Annotated in this window: 17 protein-coding genes; 16 read left to right on the top strand and 1 reads right to left on the bottom strand. The window is 27.5% G+C overall.

Annotated elements, in window-relative coordinates; translation table 11 throughout:
- Both ACH36K_RS17250 and ACH36K_RS17245 read left to right on the top strand, forming a co-directional pair.
- A complete protein-coding gene (locus ACH36K_RS17250; protein WP_411168825.1) occupies positions 1-1,698 on the top strand; it encodes a diguanylate cyclase in 1,698 nt (565 codons plus the stop codon).
- A gap of 132 nt (positions 1,699-1,830) precedes the next feature.
- On the top strand, positions 1,831-2,736 hold the full coding sequence (locus ACH36K_RS17245; RefSeq protein WP_411168824.1) for a Gfo/Idh/MocA family protein: 906 nt from the start codon (positions 1,831-1,833) through the stop codon (positions 2,734-2,736).
- A 27-nt stretch (positions 2,737-2,763) separates the two neighbouring features.
- Here the strand turns inward: ACH36K_RS17245 and ACH36K_RS17240 are convergent, their stop codons facing one another.
- Positions 2,764-3,903 carry an AI-2E family transporter gene (locus ACH36K_RS17240; RefSeq protein ID WP_411168823.1) on the bottom strand — a complete coding sequence of 380 codons (1,140 nt, stop codon included), beginning with the start codon at positions 3,901-3,903 and terminating at the stop codon, positions 2,764-2,766.
- 163 nt (positions 3,904-4,066) lie between these two features.
- Between ACH36K_RS17240 and ACH36K_RS17235 the strand changes: the two genes are divergently transcribed.
- The 14 genes from ACH36K_RS17235 to ACH36K_RS17170 all read left to right on the top strand — a co-directional run bounded on the left by ACH36K_RS17235 (position 4,067) and on the right by ACH36K_RS17170 (position 15,746).
- A complete protein-coding gene (locus tag ACH36K_RS17235; protein WP_411168822.1) occupies positions 4,067-4,657 on the top strand; it encodes an NUDIX hydrolase in 591 nt (196 codons plus the stop codon).
- Between the two features lie 155 nt (positions 4,658-4,812).
- Positions 4,813-5,802, top strand: coding sequence for an alpha/beta fold hydrolase (locus ACH36K_RS17230; RefSeq protein ID WP_411168821.1), 990 nt, complete (start codon positions 4,813-4,815; stop codon positions 5,800-5,802).
- Positions 5,803-5,939: 137 nt separating this feature from the next.
- Entirely contained in the window at positions 5,940-6,491 is a 552-nt protein-coding gene (locus ACH36K_RS17225) for a GNAT family N-acetyltransferase (protein ID WP_411168820.1), read from the top strand.
- 17 nt (positions 6,492-6,508) lie between these two features.
- Entirely contained in the window at positions 6,509-6,946 is a 438-nt protein-coding gene (locus ACH36K_RS17220; RefSeq protein WP_411168819.1) for a MarR family winged helix-turn-helix transcriptional regulator, read from the top strand.
- A gap of 114 nt (positions 6,947-7,060) precedes the next feature.
- Positions 7,061-7,453: an HsmA family protein gene (locus tag ACH36K_RS17215; protein ID WP_411168818.1), complete on the top strand. Its 393-nt coding sequence runs from the start codon at positions 7,061-7,063 to the stop codon at positions 7,451-7,453.
- A 246-nt stretch (positions 7,454-7,699) separates the two neighbouring features.
- On the top strand, positions 7,700-8,452 hold the full coding sequence (gene sufC, locus ACH36K_RS17210; protein WP_411168817.1) for a Fe-S cluster assembly ATPase SufC: 753 nt from the start codon (positions 7,700-7,702) through the stop codon (positions 8,450-8,452).
- A 16-nt stretch (positions 8,453-8,468) separates the two neighbouring features.
- Positions 8,469-9,878, top strand: a complete 1,410-nt coding sequence (gene sufB / locus ACH36K_RS17205; protein ID WP_411168816.1) for a Fe-S cluster assembly protein SufB — start codon at positions 8,469-8,471, stop codon at positions 9,876-9,878.
- Entirely contained in the window at positions 9,878-10,984 is a 1,107-nt protein-coding gene (sufD, locus tag ACH36K_RS17200; RefSeq protein WP_411168815.1) for a Fe-S cluster assembly protein SufD, read from the top strand. Before sufB ends, sufD begins: the two co-directional genes overlap by 1 nt.
- Complete coding sequence (locus ACH36K_RS17195) at positions 10,977-12,206, top strand: cysteine desulfurase (protein WP_411168814.1); 1,230 nt, start codon at positions 10,977-10,979, stop codon at positions 12,204-12,206. Before sufD ends, ACH36K_RS17195 begins: the two co-directional genes overlap by 8 nt.
- Before the next feature lie 5 nt (positions 12,207-12,211).
- The gene (sufU, locus tag ACH36K_RS17190) at positions 12,212-12,643 is read left to right on the top strand and encodes a Fe-S cluster assembly sulfur transfer protein SufU (RefSeq protein WP_411168813.1); all 432 of its coding nucleotides are present in this window, start codon (positions 12,212-12,214) and stop codon (positions 12,641-12,643) included.
- A gap of 219 nt (positions 12,644-12,862) precedes the next feature.
- Positions 12,863-14,194 (top strand): hemolysin family protein, encoded by a 1,332-nt coding sequence (locus ACH36K_RS17185; protein WP_411168812.1) that lies wholly within the window; start codon positions 12,863-12,865, stop codon positions 14,192-14,194.
- Between the two features lie 185 nt (positions 14,195-14,379).
- A complete protein-coding gene (locus tag ACH36K_RS17180) occupies positions 14,380-14,616 on the top strand; it encodes a DUF1292 domain-containing protein (RefSeq protein ID WP_322545524.1) in 237 nt (78 codons plus the stop codon).
- A 124-nt stretch (positions 14,617-14,740) separates the two neighbouring features.
- A complete protein-coding gene (locus tag ACH36K_RS17175) occupies positions 14,741-14,971 on the top strand; it encodes a hypothetical protein (protein WP_411168811.1) in 231 nt (76 codons plus the stop codon).
- A 91-nt stretch (positions 14,972-15,062) separates the two neighbouring features.
- Positions 15,063-15,746: a hypothetical protein gene (locus tag ACH36K_RS17170; RefSeq protein ID WP_411168810.1), complete on the top strand. Its 684-nt coding sequence runs from the start codon at positions 15,063-15,065 to the stop codon at positions 15,744-15,746.
- Positions 15,747-15,759 lie beyond the last annotated feature (13 nt).

Below are 15,759 nucleotides of genomic sequence, written 5' to 3'. Positions count from 1 at the left end.
TTGAATAAAATAGATAAAGACAAAAGAAAGCAAATAAATGATATAGTTTCAATAGTAAAATTAGCATCATTAATGTTCACAGCTATTATATTTTTTCAATATTTTTTTAATGATAATGAGTTCTTAGATAATTTAGTGTACCAACAAATTATGTTTATGGCATTAGGGGTTGTGATGCTATTATTATTAGCAATATATGTGTTATGGTCATTTTCATTAAATGATAAGATAAATAAAAAGAAATACAGAAAAATTATCTTTATAGAAAATTTAGTTTTTATTGCGATATTCTTTGGAGCAGTAATCTTTTCAGGAGGTTATCAAAGTGAATATAAGTATATATTTTTATTTATAATAACTAGTTCAACTATACAGTTAGGATTAAGGAATGGATTAATTGTTGCTTCAATATCATCATTTTTAATTTTGGGAATTGATATTTATTATGGCTCTTACTCATCTGTTAATAAGAGTTTTCAAAATGATTTGATATTATCAGGAATATTTTTCCTCACAGCATGGCCTTTGGGCTTTTATGTTAAAATTGAAGGGGAACATATAAGTAAATTAGAAGAGCTTGTAAATAAAGATGGATTAACAGGAGTATTTAATCATAGGTATTTCCATGATGCATTGAAAGAGAAAATAACATTATCAGAGAAATTAAAAGAAAAAGTTTCTATGATATTTGTTGATATAGATTATTTTAAACATTACAATGACCTATACGGACATCAAAAAGGCGATGAAGTTTTAAGATGTATAGGAAATATATTAAAAGAAAATATGAGAGAGCATGATATTGCAGCTAGATATGGAGGAGAAGAATTTGCAATAATATTACCTAATACTACTGAGGAAGAGGCAATATTATTTGCAGATAATATAAGGCATATTATAGAAACTACTAAGTTTTATGGAGAGGAAAATCAGCCAAGAGGATCATTAACAGCTTCTATGGGAGTTTCTGTTTATCCAGATAAAGCTAAAAATGATGTAGATCTTATAAAAAGTGCTGATGATGCTCTATATAGAGCTAAATTTTTTAATAAAAATAGAGTTGAAACGTATACATCGATATTGGATGAATTAAAAAATGATATTGATGAAAAAGACATAGAGTTAGTTACATCAATTAAAACACTTATAAGCGTTATTAATGCTAAGGATAAATTTACATATGGTCACTCGGAGAGAGTAGTATTATACAGTAGATTATTAGCAGAAAAATTAAATCTAAACAAAATAGATAAGGATACACTAATATATGGAGCATATATGCATGATATAGGTAAAATAAATATATCTCAAGAAATACTAATGAAAAAGATGCCACTAACATCTGAAGAGTGGGAGATAATAAAGCAACATTCAGAAAATGGTGTTGAAATTATTAGACCAGTTAAATCATTAGAAAAGATGATACCAATTATACTACATCATCATGAAAAGTATAATGGTATGGGGTATCCAAGAGGGCTAAAAGGTGAAGAGATACCTTATTTAGCAAGAGTACTTACAGTAGTAGATAGTTTTGATGCAATGACATCAAATAGACCTTATAATAAGAGAAAAACTTATGATGAAGCTATTATAGAATTAAGAAAGTGTAGTGGAAGTCAATTTGACTCAATTATTGCAGAAAAGTTTATAGAAGTAATACAAGAAAATAAAGATAAATTAGATAGTTTAATTTAAGTGGGAGGAAAAATGCTTCTCACTTTTATTTTATATAATTTAGAAATAGAAAATATATAAGATACTTAATTATAGGATTTATTAATATATGCTAAAATATAATAAAAATATATTTTAAGAGAGGTAAGGCTAATGAAAATAGGGATAATTGGTTTGGGAAACATATGTGAAAAAGCTTATCTTCCTGTTATTACGGCTATAGAAGGAATAGAAATAGTTTTTTGCACTCGTAATAAGGAAAAGTTAAATAGTTTATCAAAGAAATATAGAGTAAGTGAAGCGGTATCCACAGTAGATGAATTAATTAGTAGGAATATTGATGCTGCTTTTGTTCATACATCAACAGAAAGCCATGTTGATATAATAGAAACGCTTTTAAAAAATAATATTCATGTTTATGTTGATAAACCTATAAGTTACAGTTATGAAGACAGTATAAGAGTTTCTAAATTAGCAGAAGATGCAAATAAAATATTAATGGTAGGATTTAATAGAAGATTTGCACCTATGTACTCAAATCTAAAAAACTATGTTAATCCTTCAGTTATTAAACTAGAGAAAAACAGAGTAAATAGTCCGAAGGATCCAATAGTATTTGTTTTAGATGATTTTATTCATGTTATAGACACACTAAGGTTTTTATCAGGTGATGATATAGAAACAATAAATGTAAATGGATCGAAAAAAGATGGATTAATTTATAATTTAGTTGTTACAATGACTACTAAAAATACAACATGTATAGCTATGATGAATAGGGATAGTGGGGCTAATGAAGAAGAACTGGAATATACTTCGTCAGGGAAGAAGGTAATAGTTAAAAATTTAATGGACTCAAAGATATTGATAAATAATGTAGAAGAGAATATAAGATTTAAAGATTGGGATACTATCTTATATAGAAGAGGTTTTGAAAGTATAATAAATGAATTTATAAGGGCTGTAGAATCAGGGATACAGCCAAATCCAACAATAGAAGATGCTTTGGAAACTCATAAAATATGTGATGAAATTTTAAAGAAAATAGATGAAATTTAATAAGGAAGTGAGATTTCTCTCACTTCCTTATTGAATTTCTATGTGATTATTTTTTAACCTTTTATTTGTATGTTCTTTCATAAGTTGATAAGCAACACTAAAGGTTGGAATTCCAATCAGCATACCAACTAATCCTAAAGTACTTCCGCCAACTAACATGGCAAGCATAACCCAAATTGCAGATAATCCAACAGAATTACCAACTACTCTAGGGTATATTACATTACCTTCAAATTGTTGTAAACATAATATAAATACGATGAACCAAAGTGCTTGTATAGGATTAATTATAAGAATTAAGAATACAGCAGGAATTGTTCCTATAAATGCACCAAAAACAGGAATTAATGCAGTAACTCCAATAAGTACACTAATTAATAAAGCATAAGGCATAGATAAAATATTCATACCTATAAAGCAAAGACCTCCTAATATAAAGGCTTCAATGCATTGTCCAGTTATAAATTTGGAAAAGGTTATATTTGAAAGCCTACCTATGTTTATTATCTTATCAGCCAAAGGTTTTTTTGTAAAAGCATATAAAAGTTTTTTGAAATTATATATTAAAGTTTCTTTACTAGCCAGCATATAGATTGTTAATACTATAGAAAGAACAAAATTTATAACTCCGCTAGTTATACTTACAGTAGTATTTAATATTCCTGTAAGAGATGTTGTTAGCAATTGTCCAAAAACCTTAAGTAATTCCCTCCAAGTGCTGACTAAAGTATTATATACATTTTCAAGTATTTCAGTTGATGAAGCATATTGATTAATTAAAGCTTCAAATGATTTTATATAGTCAGGAACAGTTTCAAGTAAAGTTGATATACTGGAAACAAGCTGAGGAATAACGAATAAAGCTAAAGCTATTATTAGGCCTATAACAGTAATAAATGTTGCTAAAATAGATAGAGGTCTTTTTAAGCATTTAACAAAACTAGATTTTTGGTTATCTAAAAAATAGAATACTTTATTCTCAAATAACTTCATTGGTAAATTAAGAACAAATGCCATTGCAAAAGCAATTATAAATGGCTTTATAATTCCTAAAATATTTCCGAATGTAGATGATATATACTTTATATTTAAAAGTATAAAGTAAAGAATAATTAAATATGTTCCGAGTAAAATATTTTGTTTAAGTTTATTATTTACTTCCTTCAAATTTACACATCCTTCAATTGTTTGTTAAGAAATATTATACAGATAATATAATTTTAAAACAATAATGTTTTTGACATTAGATATAGATACTAAATCATTTGTAAAATAAAAATATTATATATATAATATTTTATAGAGCATTAAAAATAATGGAGTTGGTATTATGAGTAAAGTAAGAGTAAATAAATTAACAACACTAGCAGATACAAAATATTTAAAGTTATATAATGCAGAATACATAAACAAAAGTGGTACTTTAAGAAATTGGAGCATAGCATCAAGAAAGAATTTAGAAACAATAAATAATAAATTTTTTAATGGTGGAAATGAAACAATAGACGCTGTAGTAATAATTGCAAAGCATATTAAAGAAGAAAAGCTAGTTATAATAAGACAATTTAGAGTACCTATAAATGATTACGTTATAGAATTGCCAGCAGGTCTTATTGATGGAAAAGAAAGCTTTGAGGAAGCGGTAAAAAGAGAGCTAAAGGAAGAAACAGGATTAGATTTAATAGAAATAGATTATACAAAGACAAAAGAAAAAGTATATGTTTCAGTAGGTATGACTGACGAATCAGTTGCACTTGTAAATTGTCTTTGTGATGGTATTATGTCAACTGAAAATTTAGAAGAAGATGAAGATATAGAAGTTATGATGCTATCAAAGAATGAAGCAAGGGAACTTTTAAATTCTAATGAAAATATAGATGTAAAAGCATTACTAGCAATACAAAATTTCATAATTAGTTAAAGCTGAAGTTTGGGTGTTTATTACACCCTTTTTATTTTATATAAATTTATAGCCTTTAAAAATGTTCTTAATTATAAGGATATAGGACTTTTCTGGAATAGAATCTAGAAAAAGAGACAAAATATTAAGGATTATTGTATATAGAGGTGCTGGATATGAAAGCTAAAGATATAAACAATAAAAGAGAATATTTCTATAATTTTGGAATGGATGAAGATATAGTTGAAAATGTAAAAAGTCATCTTAAATATATAAGAGAAAAGGGACATTTTAAAGGAGAAAATAACTTAAAAATATATTATGAAAAATTTAAAGTGAAAAATGAAATGGGCAAAATTATTATTTCTCATGGATTTACAGAGTGCATAGAAAAGTACACAGAAATAATATATTACTTTATAAAAGAAGGATATTCTGTTTTTATAATGGAGCATAGGGGACATGGTAGATCAGGAAACTTAGGTAAAAGACATGAAACTCAAGTTAACGTTGAAGATTTTAATTATTATGTTGATGACTTGAAAAAATTTATAGATAATGTAGTGAAAAAAAGTAATAATATATATTTATATTCTCACTCTATGGGGGGAGCTATAGGTGCAATGTTTTTAGAAAAATACCCAGATTATTTTAAAAAAGCCGTATTGTCTTCTCCAATGCTAGAAATATCAATAGGTAGAATACCTAATTTCTTGGCAAGAATAATTAGTAAAATAGTTATTTTACTAGGTAAGGGAGATGAGTTTATATTTGGGAATATGCCCTTTGAAAGTACTTATGATTTTTTATTTTCACATACATCTAATGAGAACAGGTATAGGAGTTACTATCAAGAAGTAATATGTAATTCAAATATTCAAAGAGGTGGAGGCTCTTTCGTATGGTTATATGAATCACTTAAAGCAATTAAATCTATATTTAAAAAAGAAAATATATCTAAAATAAATATACCAGTTTTAATTTTTCAGGCAGGGAAAGATTCACTAGTTGGCAAAAAGGGAGAGAATAAATTTTCTAAGAAGTGTAAATCCTGTGAATTAGTTAGATTTGAGAATGGAAAACATGAACTTTATTTAGAAAATGACGATATACTAATTCCATATATAGAAAAAATATTTGATTTTTTTAAAGATAAAACTTATTAATATATGAAATTAGTAAAATAATAATGCAGTTATCTAAATGAAACAGGATATATAAAGAAATATTCCTGTTTTTATTATAAAAAGTATTATTACTATTAAAATATGATATTATATAATTTGTAAGGAGGTATACTACAATGGATAATATACTAATGTTAAAAAATAAAAGTGGAAGTACAGTAAAAGCAAGTTACAAAGTGCTTGATTTAAGTTATATAGAAGAAATAATGAAATTACAAGACATAATAATGGAAGACCTAGAAGATAAGCAATTATATGCTCCAACTGATAAAGAAGAATTTATAGAGTATTTTGAAAAGGGAGCAAAAGTAATAGGATATTTAGATGAAAAAGATGATTTAATTGCAATGGCAGTTTATATAAAAAAAGGATATGAAAAAGGAAACTATGGTTATGATTTAGACTTAGAAGGTGAAAGTTTGCTTGATGTAGGACAAGTTGAATCAACTGTAGTTAGAAGTGATTATAGAGGTAATGGGCTTCAAAAAATACTTTGTGGGAAGGTTGAAGATATAGCAAAAAATGAAAAAGTTAAGCTATTAACGTCAACAGCATCACCATATAATAAATATAGTGTAAATACATTTAAAAATTTGGGATATGAAATTAAAAGAGATAAAATTAAATATGGTGGACTAAGAAGATATGTATTAGTAAAAGAATTATAGATAATATGGAGGAGAATATGAAGAGTAAATTTGATTCCTTTGAAATGGCCATGTTAATAAAAGAGATATATGCAAATACAATGAATATAATAAGTAGTAGCCTAAAAGATAGTGGATTAACCCATCAGCAGATAATGGTTATAAAAATAATTGGACATAACAAGGAAGTTACAATTTCACAACTTTGTGAAGAAATGTCTTTAGCAAAAGGAACAGTCTCAGGAATTGTACAGAGGTTAGAGTTAATGGGATATGTTGAGAAAATAAAACATGAAGGAGATAAAAGAAATACTTATGTTAGATTTTCTAGTAAAGGATTAGAATTTGCTAAAGAATTTAGAAGTAAAATAAACGAAAGCTTTGATAAGGTGTTTGATAGTTTTACTGATGAAGAAGGGCAAAGAGTAATGGAGGAGTTAAGAAGGATAAAAAATAAAATAAAAAATATTCAATAAGATAAATTAGTAGTTAACTAATTTATCTTATTGACATATTTCTATTTAAAGATTATAATAGTTTGCATACAAACTAAATAGTTTGTGTGCAAACTAAAGTTGGAGGGATGAAAAATGGATTCAAAATTAATTTTGGCTATAGTAACAATAACATTAGCTCTAGTATTTTATACAATAGGAGTATTTGGAGAAAGGAAAGCAAAAAGCTTAGAAAAAAAGCATGTCATGATTTTTTGGCTAGGTCTAATTTTTGATACATTAGGAACATTAACAATGAGTAAAATAGCACAAGAAGGAATAAAAGAGGCATCTAATATTTCTCAAACAATACATGGTATTACTGGAGCATTAGCTATAGTATTGATGTTATTTCATGCTGGATGGGCAACATGGGTTTTATATAAAAATGATGAAAAGAAAAAAGCTACATTTCATAAATTTAGTATTACAGTTTGGTTAGTTTGGTTAGTACCTTATGTAGTTGGTATGATAATAGGAATGATGTAAAAGTAAGGCTTATTCGTTTGAATAAGCCTTTATTTTATAAGAAAATAAAAAGTAGAAAAATTAAGATAATAAAAGTTATTAAATAATAATTAGGAATTATAAGTCAAATTAAAAAAAATATTAGTTGATTAAATCTGAGCAGTTTAGTATGATATAATTAATTCAGAGTGAACTAATAAGAATTAAATAAACTTAAATAAACTTAAATATAAATAAACTTAAATATAAAATTAAGGAGATGTAAATATGAGTGATGTTTTATTAAATATAGATGGGTTAAAGACAGCGGTAGAAGGAAAGGAAATATTAAAGGGGTTAAATTTAAAAATAAAAAAAGGTGAAATACATGTAATTATGGGACCAAATGGTGCTGGAAAGTCAACACTAGCAAATACATTAATGGCTCATCCAAAATACAAGCAAGTTGAGGGCGAAGTTACATTTGAAGGTGAGGATATTACAGAACTTAAAACTGATGAAAGAGCGAAAAAAGGATTATTTTTATCATTCCAACATCCAGAAGAAGTTCCAGGAATAACTGTTGAAAACTTTATAAGAAGTGCTAAAACAGCAAAGGACGGACAATTACTTAAATTCTTAAAGTTTGATAAAGACTTAAAGAATAATATGAAAGAGTTAAAAATGGATAATGAATATGCAAAAAGATACCTGAATGTAGGTTTCTCAGGTGGAGAAAAGAAGAAGAATGAAATTTTACAAATGCTTATGCTAAATCCTAAGCTTGCAATATTAGATGAAACAGATTCAGGATTAGACGTTGATGCTATAAGAATAGTTTCACAAGGGATAAAGATGTTTGCAAATGAAGAAAATGGAGTTTTAATAATAACACATAATACTAAGATACTTGAAAATTTAAAAGCTGATTACGTTCATGTTTTAGTTAATGGAAAAATAGTTAAAACAGGAGATGCAACATTAGCTAAAGAAATTGAACAAAATGGATATGAAGCTTTTAAATCAGAAGCAGCAATGTAGTGTGGAGGTGAGCACTTTGGAAATAAAGAAAAAGACTTATGTAGATGATATGGATAGAGGTGTCTACGATGTAAAAAATGAAGACAGATTTGACTTTAAAGCTGATAAAGGATTAACAAAAGAAATCGTAGAAACTATATCCAAAGAAAAAGATGAGCCAGAATGGATGAGAGAATTTAGATTAAAATCTCTTGATATATATAATAAAATTAAGCTTCCAACTTGGGGACCATCATTAGATGAGTTAGATATGAATAATATAGTTACTTATGTTAGACCAAAATCAAAGCTTAATGAAAACTGGGAAGAGGTTCCAGAAGATATTAAGAAGACTTTTGATCTTTTAGGAATACCAGAAGCAGAAAAAAAATCATTAGCTGGAGTTGGAGCACAATATGATTCAGAGGTTGTTTATCACAGTATAAGAGAAGATCTTGTTAAGCAAGGTGTAATCTATACAGATATGGAAACTGCAGTTAAAGAATACGAAGATATAGTTAAAGAGTACTTTATGAAATGTGTTGCACCAAGTGATCATAAGTTTGCTGCACTTCATGGAGCAGTATGGTCAGGTGGATCATTTGTATATGTACCAAAAGGTGTTAATGTGGATATACCACTGCAATCTTATTTTAGATTAAATTCACCAGGTGCAGGACAATTTGAACATACTTTAATAATAGTTGAAGAAGGAGCTACTCTTCACTTCATAGAAGGATGCTCAGCACCTAAATATAATATGACTAACCTTCATGCTGGATGTGTTGAGTTATTTGTAAAAGAAGGAGCTACTCTTAGATATAGTACAATTGAAAACTGGTCAAAGAATATGCTTAATTTAAATACAAAGAGAGCAATAGTTGAAAAGAACGGAAGAATAGAATGGGTATCAGGATCATTTGGATCAAAGATATCAATGCTTTATCCTATGAGTATTTTAAGAGGTGAAGGAGCAAGAGCCGAATTTACAGGAGTATCTTTTGCTGGTAAAGGACAAAACTTGGACACTGGAGCTAAGATAATTCATGCAGCACCAAATACTTCTTCAACAATAAACTCAAAATCTATTTCTAAAAATGGTGGAGAAGCTACTTATAGAGGAGTTGTAAAAGTAAATGCAAATGCTTATAACTCTAAGTCTGTAGTATCATGTGAATCATTAATGTTAGATAATTTATCTAAATCAGATACTATACCAGTTATAGATTTAATGAACGATGATGTTGAAATAGGACATGAAGCTAAAATAGGTAAAATAAGTGATGAAGCTATATTCTATCTAATGAGCAGGGGAATAAGCGAAGAAGAAGCTAAATCAATGATAGTAAGAGGATTCGTAGAGCCTATATCAAAAGAATTACCGCTAGAATATGCAGTAGAAATGAATAATTTAATTAAGCTTGAATTAGAAGGGAGCATTGGATAATGGTTAATGATTTAAAATTTAATAACTTAAATAAGACTCCTGTAAGAACAAAAAGCTGGTTAAATGTTAATGATGTAACATTAAGAGATTATAAAGCTCCTGAAATAGGAAACTTTAATAATGTTAAAATAACTGGTGAATATTTAGAGGGAGTAACAATAGAAAAGCTAAATAAGGAAAATGTATTTCCATTAAATAAGAAGTTTATCTATGGAGTTTCAGATGAAATAGTAAGCCAAGGTGAAATGGAATTTAACCAAGGCTATATAATAAATATAGATAAAAAGGCAAAAATAGAAGAGCCAATAATAATAGAATTTAATATGGATAAAGATAACAATACATTAGTTGATAACATATTACTAGTTGCAGAAGAAGAATCATCTGCAAAAATAATAGTAAAATACAATTCTTTAGATGATAGTGAAGGATACCATAACGGAGTATGTAAGATTTTTAGCAAGAATAATAGCAATATTCAAGTTGTTAAAGTTAATTTATTAAATAACAATACTATGAATTTAGATTCAAATCTTTCTGATGTTGGATACAATGGTAAAGTTGATTTTGTTTCAATAGATTTAGGTGGAAGAAACAGTATTACAAACTATCATGGTGATTTACTTGAAGATAGTTCAGAGTCATCACTTAGCTCAATTTACCTAGGTGGAGATAAGAAGATTATAGATATGAATTATGTTATGACTCATAAAGGAAGAAGAAGTAAATCAGAAATAACAACTAAGGGAGCATTAAAAGGAGAAGCAAATAAAATATTCAGAGGAACTCTTGATTTTAAAAGAGGAGCTTCAAGAAGTGTTGGAGTTGAAGATGAATATTGTATGATATTATCTCCAAAGGTAAAGGGAAAAGCACTTCCATTACTACTTTGTGAAGAAGATGATGTATCTGGAGAACACGCAGCAGCTTCAGGTAAAATAGATGAAGGAAAACTATTCTACTTAATGAGTAGGGGATTTAGCTATAATGATGCTAGAAGAGTTATTATAGAAGGAGCATTTAACCCTATAATAGATAAAATAGAAAATGAAAAAACAAGAGAAGAAATTCTTGCTTCTATAAAGGAATGTTTAGATAATGAATAATAAAGATTTTTTTAAAGATTTTCCTACTCTAAATATAGAGAAAAATGGAAAAAGAATAGTTTATTTAGATAGTGCTGCAACTACACAAAAGCCAAAGGAAGTAATAGAGGCTATAAAAGAATATTACGAAAAATTTAATGCGAATCCACATAGAGGAGCATATGATTTAAGTGTTGCTGCTACAGAAGCTTATGATGAAGCAAGGGAAAAGGTTAAGAAATTTATAAACTCAAAATATAGAGAAGAAATAATCTTTACTAAAAATGCTACAGAAGCATTCAATCTTTTAGCAATGTCATATGGAATGAACTTTATAAATGAAGGTGATGAGATAGTAATTTCAATTGCAGAACATCACTCTAATTTGATTCCATGGCAACAAGTAGCAAAAGCTAAAGGTGCAATTCTAAAATATATGTACACTGATGAAAATGGTGAACTTACAGAAGAAGAAGTAAAAAGCAAAATTACTGATAAAACTAAATTAGTAAGTATAACACATGTATCTAATGCTTTAGGTACAATTAATCCAGTAAAAGAAATCGCAGAATATGCACATTCAAAAGGAGCTGTAGTTATAGTTGATGGAGCGCAAAGTGTTCCACATATGAAAGTAGACGTAAGAGATATAAATGCAGACTTTTTAGTGATTGCAGGACATAAGTTATTAGCTCCTATGGGTATAGGAGTATTATATGGTAAAAAAGAATTACTAGAAAAAATGCCACCTTTAATGTTTGGTGGAGATATGGTAGAGTATGTATATGAACAAGAAACTACATTTAATGTATTACCATATAAATTTGAAGCAGGAACTCAAAATGTTGAAGGTGCAGTAGGATTATCAAAAGCAATAGATTACTTAAATAATATAGGTATGGAAAAGATAGAAAAGATAGAAAAAGAATTAATGTCTTATGCTTTAGAAGAAATGAATAAGCTACCATATGTAAAAGTTTATGGACCAAGAGAAGTTGAAAAAAGAGGTGGAGTTTTATCCTTTGAAATAGAAGGAGTTCATCCTCATGATGTAGCATCAATATTTGATACTTTTGGTGTTTGTATAAGGGCTGGTAATCACTGTGCACAACCTCTGATGAGATATATTGGAATAAATGCAACATCTAGAGCAAGTATATACTTTTATAATACAAAAGAAGATGTTGATAGATTAATAGAAGCAGTAAAGCAAGCATATGATATGTTTGCAAAATGGAGGTAATATTAATGGATTTAAATGCTATATATACAGAACTTATAATGGAACATAGCACTTCAAGACATAATAGAAGAAAGCTAGAGAATCCAGACCTATGTGAAAAAGGCCATAATCCAAGTTGCGGTGATGAAATAACTTTAGAGCTAAAATTAAATGGAGATATTATAGAAGATTTAGCATTTACTGGTCAAGGGTGTGCAATATCTCAAGCATCAACATCAATGATGATAGATTTAATAAAAGGAAAAAATAAGGAAGAAGCATTGAGCATTGTAGAGACATTTATTGGAATGATAAAAAGAGAAATAAATGATGAAGATGAGCTTGAAGCTTTAGAAGATGCTATAGTTCTTAAAAATATATCAAATATGCCAGCTAGAGTAAAATGTGCAGTACTTGCTTGGCATACACTAAAGGAAGCTTTTGGAGAAGAAAGCTAATAAAAGGTTAGGAAACTTTTGATTTCCTAACCTTTTATTATAGACATGTGGAATAATCATTAGTTTTAGAAGATATAGATTAATATATATAAGTATTTTATAATAATTTAAAAAATTAAGACTATTTAATCTGTAGTGTTAAAAATACGTATTTGAAAGAGCAAGCTTTTATATGATAGAATTATCTTACTATATTTTAAATTTAAGGAGAATGAATAAATGGAAGGAAGTCCCGGGAGTAGTTTTATTTTAATTTTGATATTAGTAATTATTAATGCATTTTTTGCATCAGCAGAAATGGCAATAGTATCATTAAATAAAACCAAAATAAACATATTAGCAGAGGAAGGAAATAAGAAGGCAGGATTATTAAGAAACATACTAAAAGAGCCGAATAATTTCTTATCTACAATACAGGTTGGAATAACATTTGCAGGTTTCTTTGCATCTGCATCGGCTGCAACATCAATTTCAGTTGGATTTGCAAACATATTAAAGGAAGTTAATATTCCTTATAGTGAAAGTATTGCATTAGTTATAACAACAGTAGTTATTTCATATATAACACTAGTTCTTGGGGAATTAGTACCTAAGAGAATAGCACTTCAAAATTCAGAAAAGGTTGCAATGTTTTCTATAAAAACAATAATTTTAATATCAAAAATAACTAAACCATTTATATGGTTTTTATCATTTTCAACTAACCTTATTCTTAAGATTTTTGGATTTAAAACAGAAGGAATTGAAGAACGAATATCTAGAGAAGAGATTAGAAGCTTAATAGAAATTGGTGAAGAAAATGGTGCTATAAATCAAGTTGAAAGAGAAATGATAGATGGAATAATCGAATTTGATGATACTACAGCTAAAAAAATAATGACACCAAGAACAGAAACGTTTTTATTAGATGTAGATGATGATATTAGAGATTGTATTAAAACTATCTTAGATGAAAACTTCTCAAGAATACCTGTATATGAAGAAGAAATAGATAATATTATAGGTATATTGCACATGAAGGATTTATTTGCAAGTATCGTTGAAAAAGGTATAGATAATGTAAAAATAAGAGATCTAATAAAAGAGCCATGTTTCTTTATTGAAACAAAGAGCATAGATGACGTATTTAAAGAATTAAAAGATAAAAAGGCTTATATAGCTATTTTAATAGATGAGTATGGTGGATTTTCAGGTATAGTAACAATGGAAGATATCATAGAAGAAGTAATGGGAGAAATACTAGATGAGTATGATGATAATCTAGATGTTGAAAAAATAGATGATAAAAATTATATTATTAGTGGTCTAATGACTTTATCAGATATTAATAATTATTTAGATATAGAATTAGAGTCAGAAGTTGCTGATACAATAGGAGGATTCTTTATCGAAAAACTTGGAGAGATTCCAACTACAACTAAAAATTGTGAGGTAATGGAAGGCGATATATCATTAAAATTATTAAAATTGGATGAGAGAAGAATAGATAAGGTTCATTTAATTATAAATAATAAAGACAAAAGTAGAGATAGAAGCGAAATTAAGGAATAAATAATGTTCTTTTAATGTATAATACTTCTTAGTATTATAAAAAATACTATAAATGAGAGTAATATTACGCAAAAATATTTAGTTCAGATGCATTAAAGTTATATATTTTAAATTCAATTAAATGTGCATAAATTTATTTTATTAAAGCAAAATAAACTTAGTAAAGTAAAGGAGTGTATTTAATTATGAATGAAAAAATAATGTCTTTTAACGATGAGAATGGGAAAAAGATAGATTATGCAATATTAGAGCAAAGGTTAATATGTGGTAACGAGTATGTGGCAATGGCTCCAGTTAAAGACAGATCACATATTGAAATATATAAGATAAAATTTGATAAAGATTGGAATGAAAGCTTAAGTGAGGTAGAATCTCAAAGTGAGATAAATATGTTTAAGCAAGCTTCAAAATTAAAGTTTTAGTATAAAAAATAAGTCAGTGTATTCTAGTAATACATTGACTTATTTTTTTATATAAAGAAAGGTAACAAATAAAATTATTTATGAATAACATAAATTAAAACAATAATTGTAGGAGTAATAAATAATGAATGCTTATAACTTAATAATGAAGATTCAAGGAAGAATGCAAGATCCTGTATTTGCAGAAAGATTTAACAAAATAGTATCTGACTTCAATGGTATTCCTGGGGTTCAGCAAGAAGTAATGAGAATAGCTCAAATAGAAGATGAAAAGAAGAGAGAAAAAGCTATTTCAAAGCTTCCAGATAGAGCTAAGAAATTAGTTAGAGAATTGAACTCATTATTAAACGAATAAATATATTAATATATATTATAAAAATTATTAACAAAAGAATGAAGATCTTCATATTATGTATTATAAATCATATAACAAGGAGATAAAAAAGATGGAAGCGAATTATGAAAATTTAGAAGAACTAATAAAGAAAATGCAAGAATATGATGACGAAAAATACTTTGACGAAGAAAATGATTATGAAGAAGATAACGATAAAGAAAATAAATACTATGAATATGATGACTATTATGAAAAAGATAACTATTATGACTATAATCATAAAGATGAAGATGATGAAAAATGCGAGCATCATAAGAAGCATGAAAGATGTAAAAAGCATGAACATCATGAGGAATGTGAACATCATGAACATCATGAGGAATGCGAACATCATGAGCATAATGAGAATAGGTGTAGTAAAGGAAATTGCAGAGAATGCTTCGAAAAAGGATTTAGAGAAGGATTTAAAAAAGGATTCAAATGTGGATTCATTAAAGGTAAAGAAGAAGGATTTGAAAAAGGATTTAAAAAAGGCTGCAAAGAAGGATTTGAAAAAGGATTTAGAGAAGGATTTAGAAAAGGCTTTAAAGAAGGATTTGAAAAAGGATTTAAAAAAGGCTGCAAAGAAGGTTTTGAAAAAGGATTTAGAGTTGGATTTAAAAAGGGTCGTGAAGATGCAATTAGAGATATAATAAAGTGCATAAAAAAGATAAGTGAAAAAGATAAAGATAAAGATTGTGATAGAAATAAAAATAGCGATAGGCATAGAAATTCTTGTTGGAGAGAATGCTAAAGTAAAAAATATA

Source organism: Clostridium sp. MB05 (assembly GCF_046581255.1).
Classification (GTDB): Bacteria; Bacillota; Clostridia; order Clostridiales; family Clostridiaceae; genus Clostridium.
The sequence above is the reverse complement of the archived record's forward strand: the minus strand, read 5'-3'. Positions and strand labels throughout refer to the sequence as shown.